Here is a 13,259-nt window from a genome sequence, read left to right as displayed (position 1 = left end):
ACGCAAATCTGCTTGTTACAAACGAGCGTGTCGACGCTGCTGGTTTGCCATCGACATGTGAAGGAATCCGTGACGGCGAGTCGATCTGATGAACAGCCAAGATTTACGCTTCTACGCCTCGCTCTACGTTCAGCGGCTGCGCTACCTGATCATCCCGATCGTGGTGGCGACGCTTGTCGGATTGGCGGTCGCGGTCTTGCTGCAGCCGATATACCGCTCGGTGGCCAAAATCCTGGTCGAGTCGCCTCGTGTATCGACAGAACTGGCCCGTTCATCGGTCACAGCCGATCCTATTCAGCAACTGCAGGTTCTTGAGCAGCAACTCACGACAAGGGCCAGTTTGCTCGGTTTGGCCGAGAAGTTTGCGATCTTCCCCAAGGCTGCTTTCTCCGACGACGACGTCGTTGCACAGATGCTTGCGAGGACCAGGATCGAGCCTGTCGTCCTGAACAATCTGGGCAGCGCCAGCGGAGCCATTGCCTTTACGGTTTCATTCGACGCGACCGACCCCATTCTCGCCGCCGATGTCGCCAATGCCTATGCAAACGCCATGCTCGAAGCGAACGAGCGCGAACGCAGGGCTGTGGCCGACGACACGCATGAATTCTTCAAGCGCGAGGTGGAACGCCTGGCAGCCGCGCTGAAAGACGCCCAAGAAGCGGTCCTGAGCTTCAAGCTGGAGCATAAGGAGGCCCTGCCTGACAGCCTTGAATTTCGCCGCACGCAGCAGAGAGCCTACGAAGAAAGGCTGGGTCAGATTCAGCGCGAGACCATCTCTCTTCAGCAGAAGCGCTCGATGATTCAGCAGATATCGGCATCCGGGGGGCAGGGAGCACTGGCTGACGATCAGCAACTGACCGAGTTGCGGCGTTCGCTTGCCGAGCAGGAGACGATCTTCAAGGATGGCAGTACGAACCTTACGGCGTTGCGGACACGGGTCGCCGATCTCGAGAAACGCATCTCCGAAAAGGGCAAGACCGCAACGGATGTCACAGGCGCCGCCGGCATGTCTCCTGAGCTTCGCTTGCAGTTGGCCGACGCCGAGGGTCAGCTGGCTTTGATCGGGCAGGAGAAGGAATCCATTGGACCGCTGCTTGACGGCCTGACCCGATCAATCGCCGACACCGAAATGAACTCCACCAAACTCCGCGCGCTCGAGCAGAATTACGAGGCCGTGCAGACGCACTACAACGAGGCAGTCGCGAGGCTGGCGGACGCTTCGACCGGACAGCGTATCGAAATGGAGGCGGTTGGCCAGAAGCTGTCGCTGATCGAGCCGGCAACCCCTCCAGAAAAACGTATCTCGCCCAAGCGGCAGGTGATCGTCCTAGCAAGTTTCGGGGCAGGCGTCGGATTGAGCTTCGGCATCTTCGCGCTCATGGAAATCTTCTTCCCAACGATTCGCCGACCTGCCGATCTTGCAGCCGTGTTCCGGGGCCAGCCTTTCGTCACCATCCCCTATATTGCGGCCGATAGCCAGGAATCTGCACGTCAGATGCGTCTGGGTATCGCGGCCGTCGTATTGCTGCTGGGCGGTAGTCCGATCTTCCTGCCTCTAAATTCTCGCCTGCCCGCAAATGTCGAGGTGAACAGTGCGATCTGAAAGTAGCCGACGACCTACGCAAGGCGACGTATTCGTGCCGGGGGAGACAAAAGCATGCCGACAAAGGTGAAGCTCCAGCCCGCGTCGCATGCGTCGCTGGAAGTCGTCGCACGACAATCCGTGATGTCGGTTGACGAGCATTGGGCGGGATTGGAACGAGTGGAACTCGATCTCGATCGGGTTCGCAAGGCCCGCCTCGTAACATACGCTCCCGAGGAACCGGCTCAGGCCAGCTTCGATGTCTTGCGTACCAAGGTGCTCAGGTGCCTTAATCTCAACAACTGGACCACTGTGGCGATAACGTCGCCGGAGGGTGAATCCGGGAAGTCGGTCGTGGCCACGAACCTGGCGTTCAGTCTTGCAAATCTGCAGGGTTGCAGGGTCGTTCTTCTGGATTTGAATTTGCGCCAACCGCAGATCAGTTCGATGCTGGGTCCTGAGATGGCGCGGCCCACCGAAAGTTTTCTGCAAGGGCGAGCTTCGATCAAAAGCACTTTCGTGCGCTATGGTGAAAATCTTGCCGTGAGCGCCAGTCCGCATGGGATCAACTACTCGGCCGAGCTGCTTCAAAGCCAATCCGCGCGAGCCGCGATGATGCAAATCTATGACAAGCTTAGCCCCACGGTGGTTGTTGTCGACCTGCCCCCGGTTCTCGGCAGCGACGACGTGCTGGCATTCCTGCCCAACATCGACTGCACCCTGCTTGTGGCAGGCGCCGGAACGACCACGATGGCAAAGATCCGTAGCTGCGAACAGGAACTGGCAGGCGAGACCAACCTTCTGGGGATTGTCTTGAACAAATGCCGGTACGGACATGATCGCGGCTATTACTAAAGGTCAGCTGCTGAATGCCGCGTCGCCAAGGGTTCGCCAGCCACGTTTGCCCTATTTTGGGCGACCGCTGAGGCCGCCAAGCACGCAGCTCAAATTCATTAGGCGGCTCTACCTCTTTCGGTCGGAAGTGCCTCGGTTTTTCTGCCGGAAATTCGGTCATTATTGGCTTGTTCTGTGGATATGACAAAGGGGGAAGCAGTGATCAAGATTATCGCGCCTGCTACGATAGCGTTGTTTATTACATTTTTGGATACGCTCCCCGGCTATGCAATGGCAGATTGGTTCCCGCCAAGCAAAGGTGGTGGCGAAACGAGCCGATCCGCCCCGAGCCCGGTGATCGGCATCGGCTTCCCGGCGCTGGCCGCGTTGGGCGGCTATGTCTGGTACCGCCGCCGCCAGCGCGGCAAATGAACGACATCACCCCGACCGGCTGCCGCTGACCTCAGATCGACCATGACTGTCTATCGCAGCCAGATCTACTGCGGCGTGGTGGCCGTCGGGTTTGCAAATGGGGCAAGCGACCGCGTGGCCGAATCGGTTGCCCGCGACGGCCCGATTTTAGCGCTCATGGAAATGTTCGGCGTCAGCCTGATAGCGTGGCTGGCGATGGGCGTGACCATATGGCTGCTTTTGCATTCCGAAGCAGAGCGGGCGCGTCGGTCGGATTTTGTTGTTGCCTGCGTCGCGGGTTTTGCATTCCTCATTCCCTTGCCCCAGGTGAGCTGGTTGGCGCTGGCAGGCGTCGCCGCCTATTTGGCGTCGACGTCCTCCCAAGGGATGCTGCGCAGGGCAGCGGTCCTATTGGGAGCGGTCACCGTTCCGATGTTCTGGGCTCGTATTGCTTTTGCCGTGTTCGGTGGTCCCATCTTGTCGGTCGACGCGAAAATAGTCGGCTGGATCGTCGGCACGGGCGGCGTGGGCAACACGGTCCCGTTTGCAGATGGGTCCGGTGTGGTGTTCCTGCTGCCAGCCTGCTCGTCCCTCACGAACCTCTCGCTGGCACTTCTTTGCGGCGTTATGATCGTCAAACTTTATGACCTGAGATGGTCGTGGACAGTCATTCGCGCGCTGGTCGCTGCATGCCTTGCAACCGTTGTCGTCAACCTGACCCGGATAAGCCTGATAGGTGTGATGCCGGCCTATTACGACATCATCCACGGAACGGTTGGCATCACGTTGGCGGAATTGCTGACGAACCTCACCGTGATGGCCATTTACGCCGGAGCCTTGCGATCCGATGAACCGGTTCACGCTTAGCCTTGCCTTCGGGCTCCTCCTGGTCTTGAGCGTGACCCTCAAGGTGCTTGGCGGCGGTATCGGCCAAAGCGTCACAGAGGCACATCCCGCTAACGAGGATATCGCGGCGTTGCTCCGCAACAACGGTTTTGCGTTCAGTCTGTCGGAACCGAATACGGACCCCCAGTGGTTCTATGGAACCAAGGGCACATGCCAGCTGCAGATCGCGGACGTCTCGCCTCAGGGCTGGCACCGGTCGGCACTGGATTGGCAAGCGAAGGGCCGCCTCCTGCTTTATTCGGTCGAAGGAAAGCTTTATGAGCATCAGCCGATCCTGATGCCGATGGTTCACCATTACTTCGGCCGGGCGATGCGGTACATGGGTATCCAGATCCGGCCAGTTATGGCCAGGGCCATTATTATTGGCCCGCAATGCCCGGCACTTCCCATTGCCACCGTTGAGCTCGAGGGCCTTTCCTGAGAAGGCCAAAACGGGAACCCTGGTTCGCGCTCCGATAATCCGCACCACTTTAGAGGTAAGGCTGCTGCGCGCCGGCGCACAAAGGATAGGTTCTCAACTGCCCTCCAAGTGGAGAGAATTGCACTCGCCTTCAAGCTTCGATCTTCGTCCGATGGTTCGGGAGGAATGTAATGCAGGTTACACTGTACATACTGGCCGGATGGTTTGGGCTCGGAGCACTGGGAGCGTTGACGCTGTTTGGAACGTCGGTGGTCTTTCGGCGGTCTGAAATGCCGCTAGCGATGCAAATCTCTGAGGCGCAGCATCGCCAGCCTCTCCGAGACAATTTGCCGGAAGCCGCTCGCTCGGCTGTCCTGGAGCCGGCGCATCCCTGAAGCGCGTCGCACTGAACCGGAGTCAGGCGATGCGTCGAGGCGGCATAAGGATTTCGTGGACGTCAGATGAACTGCGGCCGATCGCGCATTGCGGGGGCCTGTGATTTTCGCATGTGGTGCAGTCGGAAAATTGCTGCGTCGCCCACCAATCTGTGCTGGCCAGCCGATGTCACTCGGCTGGCCAGCCTCAGTCTCATTGGTGCAGATCCTACGGATGGTTACATCAGGTCTCTGAGTTTGTAAGCGACCTCGGTTCTGTTGGTCGCTTTGAGTTTCTTCATGATGTTGCGGATGTGGACCTTGACGGTGCTTTCGCACAGATTGAGCTCGTAGGCGATGATCTTGTTGGCTTTGCCTTTGCGCAAAGCTTCGACAACCGCAGCTTCCTTGCTCGTAAACATGCCGGTTAGCGGCTTTGGCGAACTGGCAGATGCGCGGATCGTTTCGCGGAGAGCCAGCACCGCATTTGCCGGCACGAAGATGCCGCCGGCACAAGCGAGGCTGATCGCCTCGGCTGCAACCTTCACCGAAACGCTGGTCGGGATGTAGCCCCGTGCGCCTGTTTCCAAGGCCGCCAGGATATCGCCCGGAGCCTCCGAGTCCGCAACAACGATTACAGGTATGCCGCCGACCGCGGCGACGAACTCCTGCAGTTCGGACCGAACGACCGGGTCAGTTATGCTTCTGCCGTTCAGGATGGTCAAGATCGCCGAGGCATCGGCCTGCAAGTCGTGCAGTTCCACGAACGAGCCGACAGTAACCACGTGTACGATCGGATCGACGGCCCGAAGGCTGCTCGCGAAGCATTCACGCTCGAGGATCCGCTTGTCAACGATGACGACCAGGCTGTCGCCACGTTGGGTCTCTTCAGTTTCCGCCCGACTAACCCCGCTGAGATGCAGTGCAGGATTGTTTTGCTCGACCTCTATAGACCTACCCCAATGCCCGCCAGGTAGAGGTTGATTCATTGCCTTTACTCCGTTTACTTCATTTGGCTACTACTCGCTTCTTTCAATCATTACCCCGGGCTCGGCCGCATGAGCCCGCCGCACCATTTTGTTTGCCGGAATTTTCAGGAAGACAGATTCTCAAATCCGTATCATCCAGGAGGATGATCCCCACCACGGCTTCCGTCACAAACCCCAACCTACGGCTGCATCTTACGAAGTTGTGGATAACTTCGCATTAAGAATCTGTGCACCATTAGAATTAGTTAATAAGTGGTAGATCCAGCCAGTCGTCGGTCTACCTTCACGCGCAACCAAAGCGCACCCTGATTGCAATCAAACTATTGAAATTAAATAACTTTTCTGAAATGCCGTAGGCATTGCCCGATGTGCGTCACCGTGGCACGAATCGATCGCGCTTAGCCCACCTGACTGAAATTGCCAAGCGATCACGCCTATCTCGAACGTTTGTATGAGACGCTGGTGGCGAATGTTCTGAGCCGAGAGAGACATCCGCTTATTGCGGTCCTGACAGCATTTTGTGCGAATGGAATGAAAGCCAAAGGTGGTCGACAACAATAGCCGGACAGTCACGATTTTGGCGTCGCGGGCGAATGTTCGAGACTGCCGGGGGGCGATATGCGCTCAACTGGTTGTCTTTTGCTTTTTGCCTTGCCTCTGAGCTTGCTGCTGCAGGCACCATAGCCGGCACACTGTGGTTAACACACCGTCGTTGCTGCCTCCCGCAAGGCCGAATTTTCAGCGGGCGGGCCATCTACAGGTTGCATCGGTCTATTGGAATGCGGTGGGGCGGCGCGGCCGAGCAACTGTAAACGGTCAGCCAACCCACGCCGGACTGTATTTGGACCACTTCCGATCCAATCCGTGGCGCCCCTATGCATGGCCGCTCACGAGCGATATCCGCCGCTTTGTTGAGGACCGCCGTTTATGCTCACCTGGCGAAGACGTCCGGTAGGACGACCGGGCGGCTGACGCTCGCGGCTTGTCTGCGCCGTGCGTCCGTCTCCATACGGTTGGATTCGTCCATCGGGAGTTTGAGCTGCTCAAGGAGCCCGCGGATTTCCTGCCGGGCCATCAGGTGCGACATCGTCGGGGTGGTTCCGAGCACATAGTCCTCGAAAACGTCCAGCGCGGTAACTCCGATGGTGAAGAACTCGCGGAAGGCGACGCGCTCGGAAATGCCGTCGGCGAGCCGAAAACCGAGGTCTGTCGAAAGTTGGCGCAGCAAGGTGTGGATCTTTAGTTCGTTACGAGACGTGAGCGGGGACATGCGGTTGCGAACCACGACCCAATCCAGGATCGCGTTCTCCGAGTGCAGGCGGTTTCTTCGGGCATCGAGCACCACTGAAGCATATTGCGAATATCCCAGGATCTGCTGCGAGAGCGGGTCGATCCGGGCGAGGACGTCGAAATCGATAAACGAATCATTCATCGGCGAGATCAGCGTGTCGGCCACCCCGTGCGCCAGCCGACTGAGAAATGTGTTCGAGCCGGGCGTATCGACGACCACGAAATCGTGGCTTGCCTTGATTGAAGCGATAGCTTCCGTGAGCTTGCGAACCAAAAGGCCGTTGACCTCTCCGGCACTTTCGCGCGCCGCAGGCGGCACATGAAAATGGCGCGGCATGGGAAGGGCTAGTTGCTTGGACTCCGCCCAGCGGCGGCGGTTGTCGATATAGCGCGTGAGTGAAAGCTGGCGTTCGTCCAGATCGACGGTCGCCACGCTGTGGCCGTAGTCGACCAGTGCGATCGCGATATGCATCGCGGTCGTGGTCTTGCCGGAGCCGCCCTTTTCGTTGCCGCAGACGATAACTCGCCCATCGACGCGCCGCCGACCGACCGATGTCCAGGCACCCGCCGTCATCTGCCGCTCCTCACCGCCAATTTATCGGATCAATTGGTGAGAAACTCAAATTCGGCTGCTGATGGGCGCCACCCGAGCTGAACTTCGTGCAACGCCGGCATGCGCATCGACATGACAACAACGCTGCTTCAGGCATAAGCCCTCGCAGGACTCGAGCTGTCCCTTTGCGGAACCGGCTGCGCCAAGGGCTCGACCTGTCCCTCCGTTTTGTCCAGATACTGCATCAAAGCCGTCACGAGATGATAGAAGATGCTTGCGGGGACTTCGGTCGCCTGCGATCGCCCCCGGTCATCGATCCTGTCGATCCACAAGCCCACTGGCGCTGGATCGATATGCCACCTGAACAGGCGGGCGACGCGGGCTTCTATCTCAGGTTTGAGGTCCGGTCCGCCGATGCCGTCCAGGGCGCTGGCGGCCTTCACCGCCTCGCATTGCGGCCAGCTGCGGGAAATACGATCGAGAGGAATCCCGTCTCGCGACACCGCTGCATAGGCAAGGCCGGTGGCCCTGTTCAATCCGCTGGATATCGCCGAAGAATAGAGTTTTCTCGCAAGGCGCACCAGGTCCTTCTGACCGCTCGCCAGCGAAAAATCGACCAGCAAAGAAGCCCATTCGAAATGGTGTCCGGGCTCCGTCCATTGGCCGTCATCTCCCGGCAGGGGTTGCCAGTCGGGGTCGAAACGCTCCCCAAGCGTCCAACTCTCCTCGTCGAAGAAATGGCACCGGAACAGATCGATGAGACGTGCTGCTCGGCGCAGATAGGTTCGCTCGCCGGTGATGGTGTGCCAGGCGAGGAAGGCTTCCAGCATGTGCATATGTGGATTCGAGTACCGCACCCCCTTCCAGCCGGGGGTCTCGAGGAAGCCGTTCAAGCTGGCGTCCTCCAGGTGAGTATCGACAAAACGAAATGTTTCTTCCGCGAGCCGCAAGGCATCCGGATGGCCGCATCGATGCGCATGGGCTAGCGCCAGCAGCACACAAGAATGGTCGTAGGCATCCTCGGTCGGGTCGGCGATGCTGCCGTCGGGCCGAAGGGTGCGGATCCAGCCGCCACGGTCGGTACGACCATATCTGGCTATAAAGCTGATGCCGTGGTCGATGAGTTCGTCGGCAGGCCCCGTCCAACCGCGTTCCTTGGCCACTGCGAAAGCATAGATTTGGCGCGCCATAGTTCGCATTCGCTTGGGTTTGCCAAGTGGCCTGGCATCGAAACCCAGTGCCTCGTGGAAGCCGCCATGCACATAGTCGACCCCCGCGGTCGACCACAACGAAAGGGTCTCGTCGAACAGCCAGTGCTTGACGCGCTTGCGCCATGATCCGCTGATGATGACGCGGTCTTCGGATGGTGTGAACTTCGTCTCGAGCCGTCCGCTCTTCTCCAACTGCTCGACAACTTTCTTGACGTTCTGGCTGTGGCTGACAGGGGCGACGAACACTGCGTCGGGTGTCGCCACCACCGCCGTATCCTTCATTCCAATGACGGTCAGCAGCCTGCCTTGGCTCCTCAGGTAGCAACTGTCGCAATCCATCGCGACAACGTCGCCCATCATGACATTGCCGTCGCAATCGGTTGGGCTCGCCTCGAGCAGCGATTGCCACGATCCAAGGTCGTTCCATCGGAACGATGCCGAGACCATTGCGATGTCGCGCGCCTTCTCCACGACGGCATAATCAATCGAGACGGAGGGAATGGCCTCGTAAAAGCTCTGGGGCAAATGGATACCGGACACATCGGTCCGTGCAGCTCGAAAAGCCCGTTCGGCGGTCTCCCAGATTTTCGGCTGAAATTCGAGGAGCGCCCGCCGCATGGTCTCGGCGCGGAAAAGGAAGATACCGGCGTTCCAGTAGAACCGGCCAGAAGACACGTAGTGCTGAGCCGTTTCCGCGTCGGGCTTTTCGACAAACCGCGACACGGCAGCCACTCCGTCGCTGTCCGCCGCCACCTCGATATAGCCGTATCCGGTTTCGGGGTGGGTCGGCTTGATGCCGAAGACGACGATGTTGCCGCGCTCGGCGGCGGCTCTGCCTGCCTCGACCGTCTCCCAGAATTCGAGTTCGGTCGATATCTCGTGGTCCGAGGGGACTACAAGCAGAAGCGTGTCGCTATCGTGTTCGGCAATGGTTAGCAGGGTAGCCAAGGCGACCGCCGCGGCGGTGTTGCGTCCGACGGGCTCGAAAATCGGTCTGCCGCCATTCAAACCAAGAGGAACGATGTCGGAAATAATTCGCTCGGCGTGTCGTTCCGACGCAATCAGATGGATAGGGGTCTCGCCGTTCGGTCGCGCCTTCAGGCGTCGCACCGTCTTGGCAAGCATCGAACCGTCGCCTGAAAGATCGTGAAATTGCTTGGGGTTGTCTTCCCGCGAGAGAGGCCACAGCCGCGAACCCACGCCCCCGCTCATGACAAAACTGACGATCCGGTCCGGCATTGTGCGGCCTTCTCAATGGTTTGGTTACAGGCTCCGTCGCGGAGGCACCGTTCTCGAAAGCAAATTGGTTGGGCCTAGGGGTTCCCTTGACCACAGCGCGAATTCTAGTGGGCTGTCAGCACCGAGCCCCCTAGCGAATTCGGATAATTCCGCAGCCGCTTTGAAAGCCATTATCGGCCAAAGCGGCCAAAAGGATGTGTTGGCACGTGCATCGCTGCCTCATAATCTGGCGTTTGCCACGCAATGTGAAAGGGCGGTCCCGATACGTGCGCGGTCGGCGGGCGGTCGCCGAATGACCGGCCGCGATCCTGTCGCTACGGTTGGCACGAATTCGTCGTTCAAAATCGATCTGTTGTGGCGCGAGGCTCCGGCGCGACGGCGGATTCTATCCGCCAGTGGCTAGCCCATTCGATCGTTGCGGCACCGCTGCCCTTGCGGTAACCTCCAACGTGATCGGACGATACGCATGCATCCTGTCGTTTATGCAAGGAGTGCAACCTGTCTCGGCAGATTGTGAACTCTTTAACAGACCGCCGCGCCGCAAGCTGCGTTCTTGTGGCCGACAGGTCATAGCGCTAGGGATTTTGCCATGCTGCGACGCTGCGCGCTGATTGCAGCCTTGATCCTCGTGGGCCTCACGACGGTCCAGGCACGCGCCGATCGAAGGGTTGCCCTTATCATCGGCAATTCCGAATATCGCGAAATTCCGGCCCTCAAGAACCCGGACAAGGATGCCGAGGATGTGTCGAGCACGTTCCGGCTGGCCGGTTTCGACGTGTTCGTTGCCAAGGATCTCACCAAGATCCAATTCGAACAGCAGTTCCGCAACTACCTTGCGGCTGCGGACGGCGCCGATCTTGCCGTCGTCTACTATTCGGGTCACGGCTTTCAGATCGGCGGTGAGAATTTCCTGATCCCGGTCGATGCATCGCTCAAGAACGCGGCCGACATCGAGGTCCAGGCCGTCAAGCTCGACGATGTGCTGCAGCAGCTGCGCGCCAAATCGAAGATCCAGGTGATCATCCTCGACGCCTGCCGCAATAACCCGTTCCCGCGCAAGGACTACTGGCTGCGCGACCAGTTGATTGCGGCCGGCGGCACCGGCCTAGCGCAGGTGAAGAGTTCGCTGAACACCCTTATTGCCTTCGCCACCGAGCCCGGCGCGGTCGCTTACGACGGGTCCGGCGACCTCAGCCCGTTTTCCTCTGCCTTCTCTCGCCGCGCTCTGGCGCCCAACCAGGAGATCCGCACCGTGATGGCGGCCGTGCGCCGGGATGTGGTCGAGGCGACCGCCGGCAAGCAGGTGCCCTGGGAAAATTCCTCGCTGATCGACGAGGTCGTGTTGATGCGCCGCGCCAACCGGCCGGCGCTGCCGCCGGTGCTGGAAAAGGTCGTACCCTCTGGCGTCGGGCCTGTTGCGCTCGACCTGCCTGCGCCGGTCGACGTCGATGGCGGCGCGGTCACCGTCAGCATCGAAAGACCGCCGGCGCTGGGCCGTCTCATGCTGGATGGCAAGCCGGTGGCGACGGGTGAGCCGATAGCCGGCAAGGACCTGCCGCGGCTGGAAATGGATGTGCCGAAGGACGCCAGTGCCCAGGGACAGCCGGAACAGGTCGATATGCTTGCCTACTCGACGCGCGACGACTGGGGCGGCGAATCTCAGGGCATCCTGGTGTTCCGCGTCAAGAACGGCGACGCCGCCGAGGGCAAGCAGCTTGTGGCTTCGCTGGAGGCCGAGCAGAAGCAGCAGGTGCTGGAGCGCGGCATCCACATCACCGGCGCCGCCGAGGCGATCGAGAACCGCGACGTCCAGGTGCCGGTCGGCGTCGGCCCGGTTCCGTTGAAGCTGGATTTCCCGACCAAGGATCCGGCGGTCAGCCTGAAGCTGGCGAGCTATCCGGCAACCGGGACGCTGTCGCTGCCGGACCGGACGCTGTCGCCGGATTCAAGCCTGATGGCCGACGAGGTCGACAATTTGCGCTACGAGCCCCAGATCGGCGAAGCCAAGCCGCTGATCGTCGGCTTCCAAATCAGCGCCGACAACGCATCGCCGAAACCGGCGACGATGAAACTCTCGCCCAGCGTCGATGCTTGCGACGCGGAGGCAGGCGAGCCTCTCGACCTGCAGGGCGTCGTGCCGGGGCGGTTGCCGAATGAGATCAGCACCAACGCCGTCGACGTCTGCCGCTCCGCCGTGAAGGCCTATCCCGACGTCGCCCGCTTCCACTATGAGCTTGGGCGTGCGCTGCTCGCCGCCGGCAAGGTCGACGAGGCCAAGAAAGCCATCCAGGAAGCAGCCGATAAGGGCCATGTCCGCGCCGTGTTCGAGCTGGGCTACATCGCTTCGTCCGGCATCGGCACAGCCGTAGATCCGAAGAAGGCGAACGGTTTCTACGCGAAGGCATCCGACAAAGGCGATCCCTATGGAATGACTGCCTGGGGCCGTGCCCTGTTCAACGGTCTCGGCGTCGAGCGCGATACCGGCAAGGGCCTGGACCTGCTGCTCAAGGCCGCGGCTATGGGGCACACCTACGCCATGAACGATCTTGCTGCGATCTTCACCGAGGGCCGCAACGGCGTGCCTGCCGACCCGGCCCGCGCCGTTGCCTTCCTCAAGGCGGGTGTTGAGCGTCAGGACATGTATTCGATGAACATTCTCGGACGCAGCTATCTCAGCGGACGCGGCGTCGAAAAGGATCCGAAGCAGGCGCAGGCGCTCTTCCAGCAAGCGATGGATCTCGGCCAGCCCTATGCCCCTGGCAGTCTTGCACGTATGTACCGGGACGGTGAAGGCGTCGACCAGAACCTTGCCGAAGCACAGAGGCTATTCGAGTTGGCGACCGATCGAGGCGACTATTCGGCGGCATATGATCGCGCGGCCATCGAAATGCAGAAAGGCGACAAGTCTGATCAGGCCGTCGCCGTCCGTTATCTGGCGTTTGCGGCAGGACTTGATCTTCGCAACGAACTGCCGGATGCCCGGACGATCCTGGCGCAGTTTGGCGCGAAGCCGAAGACGGCCGCCCTTAAGCAACTGCGCTCGGAACTCAAATCGAAGATACCATCTGGCGGCTCGGTCGACGACCAATTGATCAAGACGGCGAGAGCCGTCTGGGAGCAGGCCAATCCGCGCCGGGACCTATTCTGATCAACAAGGAGGCAGTGGTGGGCAGGGCATTGAAGAAGGCAATCATTTCGACATTCTTATCCCTTGCGGTTGCAGGGTGCACGACCGTGCTGCCCAGGGTCGAGCCAGCGCCGACCACGACACATCGTCCGAAGGTCGTCCGTACGACGAACGCGCCGAAGGTGGTCAAGCACAAAAAGGTGATTGCCAAGAAACTGGTCAGTCCGGTCAACGATGAAGTCAAGCCGGTCAATGACGAGGTCAAGCCCGTGATCAAGCCATTGGGGGGTGGCGGTGCTGGCGGGGGTGGCGGCGGCGGGTGGTAACAAAGCGGTGACACGCC

The 13,259-nt window shown here is 60.0% G+C and carries 10 protein-coding genes; 7 read left to right on the top strand and 3 right to left on the bottom strand.

The window, feature by feature from the left end; translation table 11 throughout:
* Positions 1-88: 88 nt before the first annotated feature.
* From FJ988_RS10510 to FJ988_RS10490, 5 genes are all read left to right on the top strand, one after another.
* A complete protein-coding gene (locus FJ988_RS10510; protein ID WP_140817161.1) occupies positions 89-1,603 on the top strand; it encodes a lipopolysaccharide biosynthesis protein in 1,515 nt (504 codons plus the stop codon).
* 54 nt (positions 1,604-1,657) lie between these two features.
* Positions 1,658-2,437, top strand: a complete 780-nt coding sequence (locus tag FJ988_RS10505) for a P-loop NTPase (RefSeq protein WP_140817158.1) — start codon at positions 1,658-1,660, stop codon at positions 2,435-2,437.
* Positions 2,438-2,635: 198 nt separating this feature from the next.
* Entirely contained in the window at positions 2,636-2,848 is a 213-nt protein-coding gene (locus FJ988_RS10500; protein ID WP_140817156.1) for a hypothetical protein, read from the top strand.
* Between the two features lie 42 nt (positions 2,849-2,890).
* Positions 2,891-3,694 carry an archaeosortase/exosortase family protein gene (locus FJ988_RS10495; protein WP_140817154.1) on the top strand — a complete coding sequence of 268 codons (804 nt, stop codon included), beginning with the start codon at positions 2,891-2,893 and terminating at the stop codon, positions 3,692-3,694.
* Positions 3,675-4,154, top strand: coding sequence for a hypothetical protein (locus FJ988_RS10490; RefSeq protein WP_140817152.1), 480 nt, complete (start codon positions 3,675-3,677; stop codon positions 4,152-4,154). Before FJ988_RS10495 ends, FJ988_RS10490 begins: the two co-directional genes overlap by 20 nt.
* Positions 4,155-4,746: 592 nt before the next feature.
* Here the strand turns inward: FJ988_RS10490 and FJ988_RS10485 are convergent.
* The 3 genes from FJ988_RS10485 to FJ988_RS10475 form a co-directional block, all read right to left on the bottom strand.
* Complete coding sequence (locus FJ988_RS10485; RefSeq protein WP_140817150.1) at positions 4,747-5,496, bottom strand: response regulator transcription factor; 750 nt, start codon at positions 5,494-5,496, stop codon at positions 4,747-4,749.
* Between the two features lie 931 nt (positions 5,497-6,427).
* Positions 6,428-7,360, bottom strand: coding sequence for a division plane positioning ATPase MipZ (locus FJ988_RS10480; protein ID WP_140817148.1), 933 nt, complete (start codon positions 7,358-7,360; stop codon positions 6,428-6,430).
* Positions 7,361-7,488: 128 nt separating this feature from the next.
* A complete protein-coding gene (locus FJ988_RS10475) occupies positions 7,489-9,789 on the bottom strand; it encodes a mannose-1-phosphate guanylyltransferase/mannose-6-phosphate isomerase (protein WP_140817146.1) in 2,301 nt (766 codons plus the stop codon).
* A gap of 589 nt (positions 9,790-10,378) precedes the next feature.
* Between FJ988_RS10475 and FJ988_RS10470 the strand changes: the two genes are divergently transcribed.
* Positions 10,379-12,937: a caspase family protein gene (locus tag FJ988_RS10470; RefSeq protein WP_140817143.1), complete on the top strand. Its 2,559-nt coding sequence runs from the start codon at positions 10,379-10,381 to the stop codon at positions 12,935-12,937.
* 17 nt (positions 12,938-12,954) lie between these two features.
* The gene (locus FJ988_RS10465) at positions 12,955-13,242 is read left to right on the top strand and encodes a hypothetical protein (protein ID WP_246688497.1); all 288 of its coding nucleotides are present in this window, start codon (positions 12,955-12,957) and stop codon (positions 13,240-13,242) included.
* The last annotated feature ends 17 nt before the right edge of the window (positions 13,243-13,259 follow it).

This window comes from Mesorhizobium sp. CU3, assembly GCF_006442965.1.
In the GTDB taxonomy this organism is placed as follows: domain Bacteria; phylum Pseudomonadota; class Alphaproteobacteria; order Rhizobiales; family Rhizobiaceae; genus Mesorhizobium.
Note: the sequence above shows the minus strand (reverse complement) of the source record. Positions and strands in the feature narration are given on the sequence as shown.

Coding starts and splice junctions, on each gene's coding strand:
- FJ988_RS10510 (WP_140817161.1), top strand. CDS start 89: ATGAACAGCCAAGATTTACGCTTCTACGCCTCGCTCTACGTTCAGCGG.
- FJ988_RS10505 (WP_140817158.1), top strand. CDS start 1,658: ATGCCGACAAAGGTGAAGCTCCAGCCCGCGTCGCATGCGTCGCTGGAA.
- FJ988_RS10495 (WP_140817154.1), top strand. CDS start 2,891: ATGACTGTCTATCGCAGCCAGATCTACTGCGGCGTGGTGGCCGTCGGG.
- FJ988_RS10490 (WP_140817152.1), top strand. CDS start 3,675: ATGAACCGGTTCACGCTTAGCCTTGCCTTCGGGCTCCTCCTGGTCTTG.
- FJ988_RS10485 (WP_140817150.1), bottom strand. CDS start 5,496: ATGAATCAACCTCTACCTGGCGGGCATTGGGGTAGGTCTATAGAGGTC.
- FJ988_RS10480 (WP_140817148.1), bottom strand. CDS start 7,360: ATGACGGCGGGTGCCTGGACATCGGTCGGTCGGCGGCGCGTCGATGGG.
- FJ988_RS10475 (WP_140817146.1), bottom strand. CDS start 9,789: ATGCCGGACCGGATCGTCAGTTTTGTCATGAGCGGGGGCGTGGGTTCG.
- FJ988_RS10470 (WP_140817143.1), top strand. CDS start 10,379: ATGCTGCGACGCTGCGCGCTGATTGCAGCCTTGATCCTCGTGGGCCTC.